This is a genomic window from Streptomyces sp. NPDC020379, assembly GCF_044387105.1.
Classification (GTDB): Bacteria; Actinomycetota; Actinomycetes; order Streptomycetales; family Streptomycetaceae; genus Streptomyces.
On the sequence record NZ_JBIRVR010000024.1, the window covers coordinates 1 to 14,229 of the forward strand.

Annotated in this window: 15 protein-coding genes and 1 pseudogene; 5 read left to right on the plus strand and 11 right to left on the minus strand. The window is 70.4% G+C overall.

Annotated features, from left to right (window positions below):
• Nucleotides 1–54: 54 nt before the first annotated feature.
• The 4 genes from ACH427_RS26355 to ACH427_RS26370 form a co-directional block, all read right to left on the minus strand.
• On the minus strand, nucleotides 55–462 hold the full coding sequence (locus tag ACH427_RS26355) for a hypothetical protein (protein WP_398873207.1): 408 nt from the start codon (nucleotides 460–462) through the stop codon (nucleotides 55–57).
• A 9-nt stretch (nucleotides 463–471) separates the two neighbouring features.
• The gene (locus tag ACH427_RS26360) at nucleotides 472–615 is read right to left on the minus strand and encodes a hypothetical protein (RefSeq protein WP_301886848.1); all 144 of its coding nucleotides are present in this window, start codon (nucleotides 613–615) and stop codon (nucleotides 472–474) included.
• A 92-nt stretch (nucleotides 616–707) separates the two neighbouring features.
• Nucleotides 708–1,019 (minus strand): hypothetical protein, encoded by a 312-nt coding sequence (locus ACH427_RS26365; RefSeq protein WP_398873209.1) that lies wholly within the window; start codon nucleotides 1,017–1,019, stop codon nucleotides 708–710.
• A complete protein-coding gene (locus ACH427_RS26370; protein ID WP_398873211.1) occupies nucleotides 1,016–1,216 on the minus strand; it encodes a hypothetical protein in 201 nt (66 codons plus the stop codon). The genes ACH427_RS26365 and ACH427_RS26370 overlap by 4 nt, the downstream gene beginning before the upstream one ends.
• Before the next feature lie 130 nt (nucleotides 1,217–1,346).
• Here ACH427_RS26370 and ACH427_RS26375 point away from each other — a divergent pair, with 130 nt between their 5' ends.
• Complete coding sequence (locus ACH427_RS26375; protein WP_398873213.1) at nucleotides 1,347–2,699, plus strand: transcriptional regulator; 1,353 nt, start codon at nucleotides 1,347–1,349, stop codon at nucleotides 2,697–2,699.
• A 182-nt stretch (nucleotides 2,700–2,881) separates the two neighbouring features.
• Here ACH427_RS26375 and ACH427_RS26380 read toward each other — a convergent pair whose 3' ends face one another.
• The 4 genes from ACH427_RS26380 to ACH427_RS26395 form a co-directional block, all read right to left on the minus strand.
• Nucleotides 2,882–5,413, minus strand: a complete 2,532-nt coding sequence (locus ACH427_RS26380) for an ABC transporter permease (RefSeq protein WP_398873215.1) — start codon at nucleotides 5,411–5,413, stop codon at nucleotides 2,882–2,884.
• Nucleotides 5,414–5,469: 56 nt separating this feature from the next.
• A complete protein-coding gene (locus ACH427_RS26385; RefSeq protein ID WP_398873217.1) occupies nucleotides 5,470–6,297 on the minus strand; it encodes an ABC transporter ATP-binding protein in 828 nt (275 codons plus the stop codon).
• 671 nt (nucleotides 6,298–6,968) lie between these two features.
• Complete coding sequence (locus tag ACH427_RS26390) at nucleotides 6,969–7,964, minus strand: AraC family transcriptional regulator (protein WP_398873219.1); 996 nt, start codon at nucleotides 7,962–7,964, stop codon at nucleotides 6,969–6,971.
• A 265-nt stretch (nucleotides 7,965–8,229) separates the two neighbouring features.
• On the minus strand, nucleotides 8,230–9,066 hold the full coding sequence (locus ACH427_RS26395) for a carbohydrate ABC transporter permease (protein WP_398873221.1): 837 nt from the start codon (nucleotides 9,064–9,066) through the stop codon (nucleotides 8,230–8,232).
• A 138-nt stretch (nucleotides 9,067–9,204) separates the two neighbouring features.
• Between ACH427_RS26395 and ACH427_RS26400 the strand changes: the two are divergent.
• Together ACH427_RS26400 and ACH427_RS26405 are read left to right on the plus strand one after the other, a co-directional pair.
• Nucleotides 9,205–9,507, plus strand: a pseudogene (locus ACH427_RS26400) (NAD(P)-binding domain-containing protein); the annotation flags it as partial.
• A gap of 8 nt (nucleotides 9,508–9,515) precedes the next feature.
• The gene (locus ACH427_RS26405; protein WP_398873223.1) at nucleotides 9,516–9,677 is read left to right on the plus strand and encodes a hypothetical protein; all 162 of its coding nucleotides are present in this window, start codon (nucleotides 9,516–9,518) and stop codon (nucleotides 9,675–9,677) included.
• A gap of 14 nt (nucleotides 9,678–9,691) precedes the next feature.
• Here the strand turns inward: ACH427_RS26405 and ACH427_RS26410 are convergent, their stop codons facing one another.
• Nucleotides 9,692–10,507: an NAD(P)H-binding protein gene (locus tag ACH427_RS26410; protein ID WP_398873225.1), complete on the minus strand. Its 816-nt coding sequence runs from the start codon at nucleotides 10,505–10,507 to the stop codon at nucleotides 9,692–9,694.
• Between the two features lie 262 nt (nucleotides 10,508–10,769).
• Between ACH427_RS26410 and ACH427_RS26415 the strand changes: the two genes are divergently transcribed.
• Nucleotides 10,770–11,453 carry a response regulator transcription factor gene (locus ACH427_RS26415; protein WP_398873227.1) on the plus strand — a complete coding sequence of 228 codons (684 nt, stop codon included), beginning with the start codon at nucleotides 10,770–10,772 and terminating at the stop codon, nucleotides 11,451–11,453.
• A gap of 38 nt (nucleotides 11,454–11,491) precedes the next feature.
• Nucleotides 11,492–12,796: a sensor histidine kinase gene (locus ACH427_RS26420; RefSeq protein WP_398873229.1), complete on the plus strand. Its 1,305-nt coding sequence runs from the start codon at nucleotides 11,492–11,494 to the stop codon at nucleotides 12,794–12,796.
• A gap of 232 nt (nucleotides 12,797–13,028) precedes the next feature.
• Here ACH427_RS26420 and ACH427_RS26425 read toward each other — a convergent pair whose 3' ends face one another.
• Nucleotides 13,029–13,310 carry a hypothetical protein gene (locus ACH427_RS26425; protein WP_398873231.1) on the minus strand — a complete coding sequence of 94 codons (282 nt, stop codon included), beginning with the start codon at nucleotides 13,308–13,310 and terminating at the stop codon, nucleotides 13,029–13,031.
• Nucleotides 13,311–13,418: 108 nt separating this feature from the next.
• On the minus strand, nucleotides 13,419–14,012 hold the full coding sequence (locus tag ACH427_RS26430) for an XRE family transcriptional regulator (RefSeq protein WP_398873392.1): 594 nt from the start codon (nucleotides 14,010–14,012) through the stop codon (nucleotides 13,419–13,421).
• Nucleotides 14,013–14,229 lie beyond the last annotated feature (217 nt).

The following is a 14,229-nucleotide window of genomic DNA, read 5'->3' on the forward strand; positions in this document are numbered from 1 at the left end:
CTGACCTGAGACAGCGATATTGGCTACTTCAGAGAGCCAACCTCCTTATCGCGTCTACTTGCATTGTGCGACCTCGTGTCGCACGCCGGTGCCGATTTCGAGGACGCGTTGGCCTTCCTGGACGTCGAGGTCGGCCAGCATGGAAAAGACCATGCGCGGCATGGAGCTGGAGCTCGTCGGGGTGGTGCCCAGGGCGTCCCCGGTGTGCCGGCCGTCGTCCCACTGCGTCGTGAGCGGTATGTCGGAGTAGACCGCCCGGAGCCATGCTTCCGGGTCCTTGGTGCGGTCGACCAGCGCCGACTGTCGGGTGCCGTCCGCGACGCCCGGCCAGATCCGGTCGGGGACGAACAGTTCGCGGGGGATTGCCCGGAACGTCGGCAGCCAGTCAGAGGTCAGAGCGCCCGCTTCTACGAGCGCGGAGGCGAGCCCCGAAGGGCCCGCCCCCTCCGTGCGTGTGGTCACGTGCGCCGCCTACTTACCCGTCGCGGGGCCGGAGCCGTCAGAGGTGTTGCCGCCCTCATCGGAGCCGCCGCCACCGTGCTTGGCGCCGCTGTTGCTGTCGTCCTGCTGGCTTCCGCCCTGCCCGTCTCCGGAACCTCCGCCACGATTTCCCATGGTCACTCCTTCGCAGTTGGGTTGATGGACTGTGCGACCCGCCCGGCCGTCTCCGCTTCACGGGTATGAGGGCGTGCGACCGGGCGGGGGTCTCAGTGGGCCGCGCGTTCGTGCCGCGGCTCCTCGTCGTGTACTGGAAGCGGCGGAGCCTCCTGCTGGCCCTTGTTCAGCTCCAGGCGGCTCGCGAGGGCCACGTCTTCGAGGGTCCGGGCGAACGTCCGGTGCCCCTGCCCCTCCTTGCCCGCATGGGCCATCATTTGCTCGTCGGCCGCCGCCAGGTCCGCCGTGGGGGCCAACGTCCATCCGCAAGCAGCGTTCAGACAGTAGGCCGTCACGGTGACCTCACTCTGTGGGTGCGTACGGATGACGTGCTTCACGTGCCGCATCACGCTGCGGGTGCTCACGACTTCCGCCCACCCACTCGGGTGCCCAGGACCGCCGCCTTCTTCAACTCAGCCTCCGTGGGCTCGCGCAGCTTGCCCGGCGGGCAGTCCCACTCCCTGCCGCCGACCGGTCGCAGTTGTACGTACGGGCCTTCACTGCCCATACGCTCCCCGAGCTTGTTCGTCCGGGTGTCTACCGCGTACCGTCTGCTGCTCATATCGCCAGCCTCCGCGTTCGCTTCCTGTCGCACGCATAGCCAACATCCGGCGCCCTTCAGCGGGTAGCTTCCGGAGTAGTGGTGAATCGTGGTGAATCCACCACGCCTGTCGATCTTGTGGACGGTCGCAGTGAAGAATTCGAACGCGAAGCTCGCCGACTGGATCAGTCGTTCGGGGTGGTCGAAGGGTGAAGTTGCCCGCCAGGTTCGATCCCTCGCGGCAGAGTGGGGGCACCCCCACATCTCCACCGACACGTCCAGCGTCCGACGCTGGGTGACCCTCGGGGAGGTACCCCGGCACCCCGTGCCGGCCATCCTCGCCGACCTCTTCTCGGCGCGCTTCGGGTATCGAGTCACGACCTACGACCTCGGGTTGGGCGAATCACCGGACATTGACCGGGCGCTCGTCTACAGCTCATCGTGGGCCGTGACGGTCGAAGCTGTCACAGAGCTAGGGAGAGCGGACGTGGACAGGCGGAGTTTCCTCGCGGGGGCACCCTTCGCGGCGGTCGCAGCAGTGGGGCCGTCCCGTGACTGGCTCCTCAACACCCTTGACCAGCAACCCGAACCCGGACGGCAAGTCCAGCTCGAAGACGTGACGGCCGTGAAGAACATGTTCGGCGCGTTCCAAGAAATGGACATCTTCCAGGGCGGAGGTTCGGGTCGCCTCGCGCTCACGGCCTACATGAACCAGCACGTCTACCCGCTGCTGCGCCGGACCCACACCGAAGAAGTGCGGCACGCGCTGTGCTCAGCAGCGGCTGAGCAGACCTACCTTCTGGGCTGGATGGCCTTCGACTCCGGCGAACACGGCACAGCACAGCGCTACTTGATCCAAGCGCTTCGCCTGGCCGAAGAGTCCAAGGATCCGGCACTCGGCGCTCACGTGCTGGCAGGCATGGCGGACCAAGCGACGCTGCTCGGGCACCCTGACGAGGGAAGGCGCCTCGCCCAAGCCGGCCGACAGGGGCTGATCCATACCAGCTCCCCCGCATGCCTCGCCGATCTCTGGACGCTCGAAGCCAGGGCCCACGCCGTCCTCGGCGACAAGAAGGCCACTGTGCACGCCATCAACCAGGCAGAACAGAACTTCACCAAGGTCGACACGGCCAACGAACCCGAGTGGGCCAAGTTCATCGATCCCGCGTACCTCGGCGGCGAGTGGGCCAACGCCTTCCGCGACATCGACCAGCCGGAGCACGCCGAGGAGCACGCCCGCGCATCGATCACGCACGCCCGCAAGCAGAACCGGGCTCGCCGCGGTGCCATGTCCCAAGCGGCCCTTGCTGTAACCCACTTGCAACGCCGAGACCTCGAAGCCGCTCACGCGGCGGGCGTCCGGACGCTCGACCTCGCTCGCCGGGTGAAGTCGTCCCGCAGTGTGGAAGCCGTCCAGGATCTACAACGGCGCATGATCCCCTTCGGCAAGCACCCTCTTGTAGCCGACTTCAACGAGCGGGCCCGGGTCCTCCAGGCGGCCTGAGGCCAGAGCGCCTGCTCCGGCCAGGAGGAGGATGGTCGCGGGAGGCCGCGTATCCGCCCGGTGTGGTCACGGTCGACATCAACTCTCCCGGCATGCTCGGCTTCCACTGAGCAGCCTCCGCGTACGGGCCCGGGGCCCGCACCCCCTGGAGGGTGCGGGCCCCGGTCCCGTAAGGAATCGGATCACTGCGACCCGATCGACTCCAGCACATCCAGCCGCGCAGCCCGCCGCGCCGGCCACACCGCCGCCAGGACGCCCACCGCCAGTGCCAGCAGCAGGAAGATCGCGATCCGAGCCCACGGCACGACCATCTCGTACGTGGGGAAGGACGAGCGGAGGAGGTGGCCGCCGGACCAGGCGAGGAAGATGCCTACGGCCACGCCCAGGACCGCGCCGAACATCGCGATCATGACGGACTCCAGGCGGACCATCCGCTTGACGCCGGTGCGGGCGAGGCCGATCGCGCGGAGCATGCCGATCTCCCGGGTGCGCTCGAAGACCGACATGGCCAGGGTGTTGACGACGCCGATGACGGCGATGACGACGGCCATACCGAGCAGCCCGTAGAGCATGTAGAGGACCGAGTCGATGCTCCCCGCGGACTCGCGGCGCAGGTCGTCCTGGCTCTCGACCTTGATGATGGGGTTGCCGCCCATCGTCTTCTTGACCTCGGCGGGCAGCTCGGCCGCCTGGCCGGGGGCGGCCTTGAGGTAGACGGCGTCGTCGCGCACGCGGTCGAGGAGCGGGTCGACGAGGGCGGGGGCGGCGAGGGTCTCGACGAGTACGTCGTTCTCGGCGTAGACCGCGACGACGCGCGGCTTCGCGGTGCCGCCGCGGTAGAAGTCCATCGGCAGGGTGGAGCCGATCCTCAGGCCGTGCTTCTCGGCGTACGGCTGGGAGACGGCGACGGTGTCCTTGCCGCGCACGTCCGCGAGGGAGCCGCTGGTCACGCGCAGGTCGGTGATCTTGCCGAGGGCGGCGAGGTCGCCGGTCTGGATGCCGGTGGGCTCGCCGTCCGACTGAAAGCCGGTCATGCGCAGCGGGACCGCGGCGGCGACGCCGGGCTGTCCGGCGAGCTTCTCGGCCACGTCGGGCGAGAGGCCGAGGTAGCTGGTGGAGCTGACCTTGTAGTCGGCGGTCAAGTCCTGCCGGCTCATCCGGTCCACGCCCTGATCGGCCGAGACGGCGGTCACCGTCAGGCCCGTGATCAGGGTGAGGCCGATCATCAGCGCGGAGGCGGTCGCGGCGGTGCGGCGCGGGTTGCGCAGCGCGTTCTCCTTGGCGAGCTTGCCGCTGACGCCGGTCAGCCGGCCGGTCACCTTGCCGAAGAGGGCGACGAACGGGCGGGAGAGCAGCGGCGCCAGCACGATCACACCCGCGAGGGTGAGCGCGGAGCCCGCCATGGCGATGGTCAGTCCGCCGCTGTCGCGCAGGGTGGTGACGTGCAGCATGGCGGCAACGCCGAGGGCGGTGAGGACGGCGCCGATGGAGTTGCGGACGACGAGGCCGCGTGTCGCGGGCGCCTGGGCGACGGCGGCGAGGGCCTCGACCGGCGCGATCCGCGCGGCCTTGCGGGAGGGCAGCCACGCGGCGAGGACGGTCACCAGGACACCGACGCCGAGGGCGGACGCGACGGCGGTGGGCTCCACGACGAGGGGCCCGTCGGGGAGTTCGGCGCCGCCCGCATTCAGCACCGACCGCAGGCCGACGGCTATGCCGAGGCCGAGGAGGAAGCCCGCGGCGGAGGCGACCAGCCCCAGCAGCCCCGCTTCGACCAGCACGGCTCGTACGACCTGACGGCGCGAGGCGCCCACCGCGCGCAGCAGCGCGATCTCCCGGGTGCGCTGGGCGATGAGCATGGTGAAGGTGTTGGCGATGATGAAGACGCCGACGAACAGCGAGATCCCGGCGAAGACAAGGAGCGTCTTCCGGATCGAGCTGGTCTCCCGATCGATGGCCTTGGCCTGCTGCGCGGCCAGCTCCTTGCCGCTCTGCGCCTCGAAGCCGGCGGGCAGGGCGGCCTTGACCTCGCGGGTCAGCGCGTTCTGGTCGTTGCCGGGGGCGGCGGAGACGACGAGTTCGCCGAACTCGCCCGGCTTGCCGAAGAGCTTCTGCGCGGTGGCGGTGTCGAAGAGCGCGAGGCTGCCGCCCGCGCCCACCCGCGGATCGTCCGTGGCGACCGTGCCGACCAGCTTCTTGGTCATGACCGGCCCGTCGATCGCGAACCGCACGGTGTCGCCGAGCTTCGCGCCGGTCTTCTCCGCGGTCCCGGTGTCGAGGACGATCTCACCGGCGGCCGCGGGCCCACGGCCGGACTTCAGCGGATAGCGGCTGTCCTTGCCGTCCTTGCCCGGTACGTAGTTGGCGCCGGAGCTGCCCCACTCGCTGCCCGCGGGGTTGTCGTGCTGGTCGGCGACGGTGACGACGCCGCCGACCGAGGGACGTACGGAGGTGACGCCGGGCAGCGCGCGGACCTTGTCGACCACCCGCGCGTCGAGGGCACCGTCCTTGGAGCCGGTGCGGGGCGGGCCGGGGGTGACGGAGACGGCGACGTCGTCGAGGCTCTTGGCCGTCTTGGCGCGGAACGCGCTGCCGACGGAGTCGCTGAAGACGAGCGTGCCGGAGACGAAGGCGGTGCCGAGGAGGACCGCGAGCGCGGTCATCATCAGCCGGGTCTTATGCGCGAGGAGGTTGCGCAGGGCGGTGCGGAACATGGTCGGTCCTGGTCCGGAGCGGGAGGGGTGGCGTACGGAGCGGTGGGAGCCGTCGCTCAGCTCGTCCGGCCCCCGGCTTCGCATCCGGGGGTCCGGGGGTTCCCCCCGGGAAAACGCCGCATGCGGCCCAGGACCGCTTCCGCCGTGGGCTCGCGCATCTCGTCGACGAAGCGGCCGTCGGCGAGGAAGATCACGCGGTCGGCGTAGGAGGCGGCGACCGGGTCGTGGGTGACCATGACGACCGTCTGCTGGAGGGCGCGCACGGACTCCTGGAGGAAGCCGAGGAGTTCGGCGCCGGAGCGGGAGTCGAGGTTGCCGGTCGGCTCGTCCGCGAAGATGATCTCGGGCTGCGCGGCGAGCGCGCGGGCCACGGCCACGCGCTGCTGCTGGCCGCCGGACAGCTGGCTCGGCCGGTGCGCGAGCCGCCCGGAGAGGCCGACGGTGTCGACGACCATGTTGAGCCACTGGGCGTCCGGCTCACGGCCCGCGATGTCCATGGGCAGGGTGATGTTCTCCAGCGCGGTCAGCGTCGGGAGGAGATTGAACGCCTGGAAGACGAAGCCGATCCGGTCCCGGCGGAGCCTGGTCAGCTGCCGGTCCCCGAGCGACGCGAGCTCGACGTCACCGATCCGCGCGGAACCGGCGGAGACCGAGTCGAGCCCCGCCATGCAGTGCATCAGCGTCGACTTGCCGGACCCGGAGGGCCCCATGATCGCGGTGAACTCGCCGCGGCGGAACTCCACGGAGACGGCGTCCAGCGCGCGCACCTCGGTCTCCCCCTGCCCATAGATCTTGCTCAGGCCGGTGGCACGGGCGGCCACGCGGGCGGGAGTGACGGGGGCGACGGGCTGGGCGCCGAGGGGGAATGCGGCCGCGTGCGACACGGGGCTCCTCCGGAGGGGGTGGGTACGGTACGGGGTCCGGATTGCGGGGGTACGGGTCGCGGGGCCCCGCAATGGCCGGAATCAACTCCTCCAATTCTGGGTGGCGGGGGTGGGGTGGGCCTCAGCCGTACGGCTCGTTCGTGGGGTGGTCCGGAGGGCGAGAACGATTGGCGGCCGTAGTACCGGAGATGTAGGCGGTCATCCTGAAGGGGGGCGGCGGCGCCTGCGGCGGGCGTTTTCCCCTACCCGCCCCTTCCCGAAACTGGGGGCGAGCCCCCAGCCCCCCACACCGTTGCGCGACCCGGAACTGGGGCTGCGCCCCAGACCCCGCAACACGCTTCGCGCGTTGTCCTCAAACTCCCCCAGCTAACGCTGGGAGGTGCCCCCAACGGGCTGAATGGGAACCCTGAAGCGGATACGTCCCGCACTTGCTCTCCGGTGGGAGGGGGTGGGGCTGGAGGGTGGGGTTCTGGAACGCGGTGCGAATTCGGGGCACTCAATACGCGAAACGGCAACCGCACCGCGTTCCAGGTCCCCAGCCCGGAGGTCCCACCCCCGGCACCCACCACAAACCAGCCCGGCCGGCGATTGAGGCCACTTGAACCCCAGCCACAAACATCCCGCACCCGACAACGGCGAACCCCCAACCACAAACAACCCGCAGACAAAGATCACCCCCGCAACGTACGAGACGGCGCCACCCCAAACCGCTCACGATAAACCGCCGCAAATCGCCCTAAATTCCCGAACCCCCACCGATAAGCCACCTCAGCCACCGTCACCCCACTCCCCCGCCCCGCCAACAGATCCGCATGGGCCCGCCCCAAGCGGATCTCCCGGAGATAGCCGAGAGGAGTCGTGTCGACATGGCGACGGAACGCCTCCTGAAGAGCCCGGGGACTGACCCGCCCCGCGCGGGCGAGGTCGGCGAGAGTCAGCGGCTCGTCGGGGCGTTCCTCCGCGAGGGCCATGGCGCGGCGTACCGCCGCGTGGCCGACGACGCCCGGGCGCTGGGCGTCCACGCCGTCGGTGACCAGCCGGTAGGACTCCATGAGCAGGGCGGCGGTCATCTGGGTCAGGTGGGCGGCGATCAGCGGGCTCGTGCGGGCGATGCCCTCGCCGAGGATCTCGCGGTGCACGGCGTTGGAGATGCCGGCCCAGCTGCGGGCCGCGCCGGGGGAGACGGGGCCGCCGAGGCCGAAGCGGGCGCGTAACGGGCCCTCCACGCCGAGCGTGTCGGCGGCGGCCTGCTCCACGGTCTCCCGGGAGAGGCGGAGGGTCGTCATCCGCGCGCCGGGCGCCCAGTGCACCTGGAACTGACGGTAGGGGTCGAGCACATACGTCTCGCCGGTCCCCACGACCCGCTCGTCCCGCCCGGGGGAGATCACCTTCACCTGGCCCCGGACGAGCTTGCAGACGAGGAGGTAGGAGTCGAGCGGCTGCGGCGCCACCAGGGTCTCGGCACCGTACTGGAGGCCGGACACGGTGACACCGGGGAAGCTGCCCTCGGCGTACCACGCGGAGAACTCCTTGGGGTCGCCGAGAACACTGAGCTGGTAGGGGCTGTAGGCGGAGCTGATGATCTCGCGGGTCTGGTCGAGATCGTTGCTGAGTACGAGCGTGCGCATGTTGCCGGGGGCCTCGGGCCCCACTCGTGGTTCGGTCATCAGGCGTTCCTCGGGAGTCCCGCGTTCTCCGGCCAGGAGCCGCGTTTGACGAGTAGCCGACAGGTGGCCCCGTTAGTACCGTTCAGCTTGTCCGCAGTCAAGGCGAGGGTCCCTCCCACAGCTCTTTCGGGACAGGCCCGTCGTCGCGCTCGGGCGCGGCCCTGGATCCACGGGGGACATCCAGGGCCGGTTTCCTCACCGGAGGGGCGCCCCGCCGTCAGCGGACAGACGGCGGGGTTCTTCTGTGTCCGCCGCCCTCAGCCGCTCAGCCCTTGACCGCCCCGCCCAGCGCGAAGCCGCCGCCGAGCCGCCGCGAGATCAGCGTGTAGAGCAGGATCACCGGCGTCGAGTAGAGGATCGAGAACGCGGCGAGCTGCCCGTACGCCACCTGGTCGTAGTTGCCGAAGAACGTGAAGATGCTGACGGACGCCGGGAGTTGGTCGGGCGAGAGCAGCAGCATGAAGGGCACGAAGAAGTTGCCCCAGAGCATGATGAAGCTGTAGATCGCCACGACGGCCACCCCGGGCCCCATCAGCGGCAGGATGACGCGCACCAGCGCCTGGAGGCGGCTCGCGCCGTCCGTCCAGGCGGCCTCCTCCAGGACGGCCGGGACGCCGTCCATGAAGTTCTTCATCAGCCAGATCGCGAAGGGCAGTTGGGCGGCGGCCATGAACAGGGCGGTGCCGTAGACCGTGTCGATGAGGTCGATCCGTACGAACAGCCCGTAGACCGGCACCATGACCGCCGTGATCGGCAGGCAGGTCGTGAACAGCACGGTCAGCAGGTACGGCCGGCTGAAGCGCGACCGGAAGCGCGACAGCGGATAGGCGGCGAGCGCCGCGCACACCATGGTGAGCGCTGTGGCGGTGCCGCACAGGAGCAGGCTGTTGAGCATCGGCCGGAAGGTGATCTCCTCGGTCAGCACCGCCGAGAAGTTGGCCGAGGTGGGTCTGTCCGGGACCCGCACCCGCAGCCCGGCCCCGTCGTCGACGGACGCGAGGACCAGCCAGACGAGCGGTACGGCGAACGCGACGGCGACCGTGAGCAACGCGGCGTCCGCGGCGAGTCGTTGGCGGGTGCGGCGGCTGAGCGGGGGTGGCATGGCGCCTCCGTACGCGACGGCTGGACGTACCTCCCGGTTAGTACCCACTTTTTTGTGCGTACTTGAGGCGGGACGCGCCGTCGGCGAGCCTGATCGAGGCGCCGAGCACACGATCACCGGACATCTGGAGCACCTGTCATGAGCAAGACCCCCGTCACCGTTCTCGGCCTGGGCGCCATGGGCACGGCCCTGGCCGGCGCGTTTGTCGCGGGCGGCCTCCCGACCACCGTGTGGAACCGCACGCCCGCCAAGGCGGAGCCACTCGTCGCCCTGGGCGCGAGCGCCGCCGGCACTCTCGCCTCGGCGGTCACGGCGAGCGAGCTGGTCGTCGCCTGCCTCCTCGACCACGACTCGGTGCACCAGGCCCTGGACCCGGTCGCGGCCGAGCTCTCCGGCCGCACGCTGGTCAACCTCACCAACGGCACCCCGGCGTCGTCTCGAACATCGCCATGCAGGCGACGGCCTTCACCAACCTCCTGGAGACCGCCGAGTCCCAGGGCCTCAGCCCCGAACTCCTGGCCCCCCTGGGGCCGCTGCTGTCGCGCCGGGTGGCGGACGGCCACGGCCACGAGGACGTGACGGGGATCGTAGAGCTGCTGAAGCGGAGGTGATCAGGCCGGCGAGGTCACCGGAAGTCGGCCGCGTGCTCCTGCGCCCACCGCGCGAAGGGGACGGCGGGCCGCCCGGTGACCTCGCGCACGCCGTCGCGCACCGCGGCGGGAACTCCGTCGTACTCGGCGCGGTACGCGATCAGGGTCTCGGCGATGGCGGGGCCGGCGAACCGTGTCAGACGCGCGAGCTCCTCCTCGCGGCTGATCGGCTCGATGCGGACGGGTTTGCCGATGGCGCGCGCGACGAGCCCGGTCATCTGCTCCTCGCTGAGCGACTCGGGCCCGGTCAGGTGATAGGTCGCCCCGCGGTGCGCGTCGTCGAGCAGCGCCCGGACCGCGACCGCGGCGATGTCCCGCTCGTGCACGGGCGCGTTGTGCGTGCCGGGGAAAGCGGACGGCACCACGCCCTCCGCGCGGATCGAGGGCGCCCACTGGAGCGCGTTCGTGGCGAAGCTGCCGGGTCGTACGAGCGTCCAGTCGATCCCCGACGCGGTCAGCGCCCGCTCCGCGGCGACGTGGAACGCCCCGATCACGTTCGACTCCGGGTCCTTCTCCCCCGCCGACAGCGAGGACAGCAGCACGATGTGCTCCACGCCCGCGGCGCGCGCGGCATCGAGGAACGCGCCGATCCCGGAGGGCTCCGCGTACAGGAACACCTTGCGCACCCCGTCGAGAGCGGCCTTGAACGTCCCGGGCTCGGCGAGGTCGAGCCGCACGGCATCCCCTTCGGGCTGCCGCCCGGCGGCCCGCACGGCCGCGCCGCGCTCCGTCAGTTCGCTCCGTACGGCCGCGCTCACACGCCCGCGCGCGCCGGTCACCAGAATCGTCATGAGAACTCCCGTCAACGGATGTGCTGACAAGAGCGCCGGACCGCGCCGGGATGTTCCCGCCCCGGCGACACACCCATGACAAGGGCGGCACGGCCCGCGACTCGGGCCCGGGCGCCTCTCGCGCACGGGCCCTCCCCCCGAACGCCGCCGGGCCGCGCCGGTGGTACGCGGGACATGCTGGCACCGAGCGGCTGAAGGAAAGCTGAAGATTGCTGAAATCCCCTTCAGGCACAGCGATTTGACGTTGAGCCATGCTGTTGCCATGCACATATTGGTGGTGGAGGACGACCGCCGGCTCGCCGAGCTGCTGCGCCGGGGGCTGATCGCCGAGGGCTTCGCGGTCGAGGTCGCGCACGACGGACGCGAGGGGCTGCACCTGGCCGTCGAGGGCGCCTACGACGTGGTCGTGCTGGATGTCATGCTGCCCGGGATGAACGGGTACCACGTCTGCGCCCGGCTGCGGGCGGCCGGGGTCTGGACGCCGGTGCTGATGCTCACCGCCAAGGACGGCGAGTACGACGAGGCGGAGGGGCTGGACACGGGGGCGGACGACTACGTCACCAAGCCGTTCTCGTACATCGCGCTGGTCGCCCGGCTGCGCGCGCTCGTGCGCCGTGGCCGGCCGGAGCGGCCCACGACGCTGTGCGTCGGTGATCTGGAGATCGATCCCGCGCGGCGGCGCTGCCGCCGGGGCGGGGCGGATCTGGCGCTCACCCCGCGGGAGTTCGCGGTGCTGGAATATCTCGCGCGGCGCGACGGCGAGGTCGTCGCCAAGCACGAGGTGCTCGAACATGTCTGGGACGAGGCGTTCCAGGGCGATGTGAACATCGTGGAGGTGTACGTCAGCGCCCTGCGCCGCAAGATCGACGCGCCGTTCGGGCGGCACACCATCCGCACCGTCCGCGGGGTCGGCTACCGGCTGGCCGACGAGGGCACCGAGCCATGAGGCGGCCGCGGCGGCGGAAGGGGTCGATACGCGGGCGCGTGACCTGGCTCGCCGCGATCTGCGCGCTGATCCCCTTCACACTCGGCGCGGTGACGGTCGCGCTGGCGGCGCGCGACGACCTGATCCGCGCGGGACGGCAGTACCTGGACGAGTCGGTGCGCGAGGCGAGCCCGCTGGCCTTCGACTCCTCCTCGGACCTGCGCACCGACATCCCCGCCCTGGCGAAGGCGCTCGGCCGGGACGGGCGTCTGGAGGTCTCCGACCAGATCTACCCGGGGCGGGCCGCCCTGAACCCGCACACGCAACCCCCGCTGAGCGGCTCCCTGCTGTCGCTGTGGCCGTGGACGGACCCCGCGAGCAGGCGCCCGTTGTACGCGATGGTGAACGGGCAGAGCGAGACGTACACCAACCCGCTCCTGGTCGCCTCCAACCCGCTGCGCTACGAACAGAACCGGCTGAACGACGACGTCCTGGCCCTCGCCGGCTGCGTGCTCGTGGGCACCGCGGCCGTGGCCGGCGTCGCGTGGTTCGCGGCCGGGCGGGTACTGCGCCCGGTGGAGGCCATCCGCATCCAGTTCGCCGAGCTCAGCGCCGGCCACCTGGACCGGCGGGTGCCCGTGCCCCGGACCAGGGACGAGGTGGCCCGCCTCGCCGAGACCATGAACAGCACCCTGGAGCGCCTGCAGTCGTCGGTGGACCGGCAGCGCGCGTTCGTCAGCGACGCCTCGCACGAACTCCGCAGCCCGCTGGCCGCGTTGCGGGCGGAGCTGGAGATCGCGCTCGCGCATCCCGGAACGGTGGAGTGGACCGCGGTGGCCCAGGGAGCCCTGGGCGACGCCCGGCGCCTGGAGCAGCTCACCACGGATCTGCTGCTGCTCGCGCGGCTGGACGCGGCACTGCCGGGCACGGAACGGTTCGATCTCGTCGCGCTCGTCCACGACGAGACCCGGCGCCGCAGAACACCCGCCCGTCTGAGGCTGCGGGTGGAAGCGGACCCCTCGCCGGTGGTAGTCGACGGTCACCGCGGCCTGCTGGCCCGCCTGCTCGCCAACCTCCTCGACAACGCCGAGCGGCACGCCGCCACCACCGTCACGGTGATCGTCGCCCGCACGGAACTGCATGTCCAGGACGACGGCCCGGGCATCGCCCCGGCCGACCGCCGCCGCGTCTTCGAACGCTTCACCCGCCTGGACGACGCCCGCACCCGCGAAACGGGCGGCACGGGCCTGGGCCTGGCCATAGCCCACCGCATAGCGACGGCCCACGGCGCGACGCTGTCCATCACCGACAGCGAAAGGGGGGCGCGCTTCACGCTGAAGCTCCCTATGGTGCCGAGATGTTGACCGTACGGGAATGACCGCCTCCGACAGCCCCGCCGTCTCGGCGACAAGGGTGACGGCGGGCAGACCGCGCAGGCGGGCGTCGTGCCGCAGACGTACTCGGAGAACATCTCGTGGCGAAGACGACGGCGTATCCCTCCCGGAGGTCCGGTACCGGCGCCGGGCGGGGACGCCATCACGTGGTGCCCGGCCGCTACCGAGCCCGGGCACCACGCCTCATCCGAGACTCATGCCGTCAGAGCAGCCGCCCTCGGGCCGCGAAGTCGTCCACGTCAGCCATGGTGATGAAGCCGCACTCTCCCGTGTTGAGGTCGACGTAGATCGGCATGTTGCCGCCGAGCCGGGCACGCTCGTCGCCATGATCGAGGAACCCGATGCCGTCGTATGGCGCGATGAACCGGCCGCCCTCGATGAAGCAGTACTCCAGATCGAGCCGGACGTCGCTGGACGTCCAAGTCTGGCTCCGCTCGGACAGGAACCGTGCTGCTCGCTCCTGAGCTTCCTTGCGATCGATCACGTTTAGTTAGTCCTCATTAGGTAGTAGTTTCTGTACTGTGAGTCGGCGGGCTACACACGCTGCCCCCAGCAGCATTCGAGCCCACCGGCGGTGCCCGGACGTAAGCACTTAACGCCCCGCGTGGCTCCCCACCGGCACGCCCCGCCCCCACAACTCCTCGGCATGTTCCGTGAATCGGGAGAACAGCCCGCCGTCACCTTGGCGGCGCAAGTGCAGCAGCGGGGAATCATGCCCGGCGAGCCGGGCGAGGTGTGGGGTCACCAAGAGCTGGTCATCAAAGCGGAAGACGGAAAGCGAGACGTGATTGACCGCGTCCGCGGGAGCGGAGAAGCGGGCTTCGACGCCGTCCTCACCGCCCAGCTTCCCCAAATGCTCCAAGGTGATCCTGATGCGCGTGGAAACCGTCAACGCGACGTCCTCGTGCTGCTCGCGCTGGCGCGTGACGTCTCCTTCCGGGTCGCCCAGGAGGAAGCGCACCCGGCATCCCTTGCCTGCCTTGCGGCGCAGAGTGCCGACGAAGTCGGGCTGGTCGAGCCAGAGGAAGTAATTCGTGTATCCGGCGAAGAAAAGATCCTGAGCGGAGCTCTCGACCAGCTCTCCCCACACCGTGGACGGACACGCGGACCGATAGGGATAGCTGTGGACCAGCTCCCTGTCCGTACCGGTCTTGATGCGATCCTTCACGGATTTCGGCCACAGCATCTCTTCGTCAACTCCCAGCTCGGCGCAGGCGTCTTGGCGGTTCTTCCGGTGCGGGATCAACTCCGCGTCGTTCAGCCACCGCTCCACGGTCTTGCCGGACACCCCGACTCTCATCGCCAGCTTGCGAGGGGTGAGACCGGCATCGGCCATAGCCGACCGCAGAGCAGTGTTCAAGACCCAGCTTCCAGACGTTTGGGACGTCTTCCACGCTAGCGCC

What these genes read in the sequence shown, in the direction of transcription:
- ACH427_RS26430 (WP_398873392.1), bottom strand. Translation starts at nt 14,012, where the DNA reads ATGCTGTGGCCGAAATCCGTGAAGGATCGCATCAAGACCGGTACGGAC.
- ACH427_RS26395 (WP_398873221.1), bottom strand. Translation starts at nt 9,066, where the DNA reads ATGCCACCCCCGCTCAGCCGCCGCACCCGCCAACGACTCGCCGCGGAC.
- ACH427_RS26380 (WP_398873215.1), bottom strand. Translation starts at nt 5,413, where the DNA reads ATGTTCCGCACCGCCCTGCGCAACCTCCTCGCGCATAAGACCCGGCTG.
- ACH427_RS26410 (WP_398873225.1), bottom strand. Translation starts at nt 10,507, where the DNA reads ATGACGATTCTGGTGACCGGCGCGCGCGGGCGTGTGAGCGCGGCCGTA.
- ACH427_RS26360 (WP_301886848.1), bottom strand. Translation starts at nt 615, where the DNA reads ATGGGAAATCGTGGCGGAGGTTCCGGAGACGGGCAGGGCGGAAGCCAG.
- ACH427_RS26415 (WP_398873227.1), top strand. Translation starts at nt 10,770, where the DNA reads ATGCACATATTGGTGGTGGAGGACGACCGCCGGCTCGCCGAGCTGCTG.
- ACH427_RS26390 (WP_398873219.1), bottom strand. Translation starts at nt 7,964, where the DNA reads ATGACCGAACCACGAGTGGGGCCCGAGGCCCCCGGCAACATGCGCACG.
- ACH427_RS26370 (WP_398873211.1), bottom strand. Translation starts at nt 1,216, where the DNA reads ATGAGCAGCAGACGGTACGCGGTAGACACCCGGACGAACAAGCTCGGG.
- ACH427_RS26405 (WP_398873223.1), top strand. Translation starts at nt 9,516, where the DNA reads ATGCAGGCGACGGCCTTCACCAACCTCCTGGAGACCGCCGAGTCCCAG.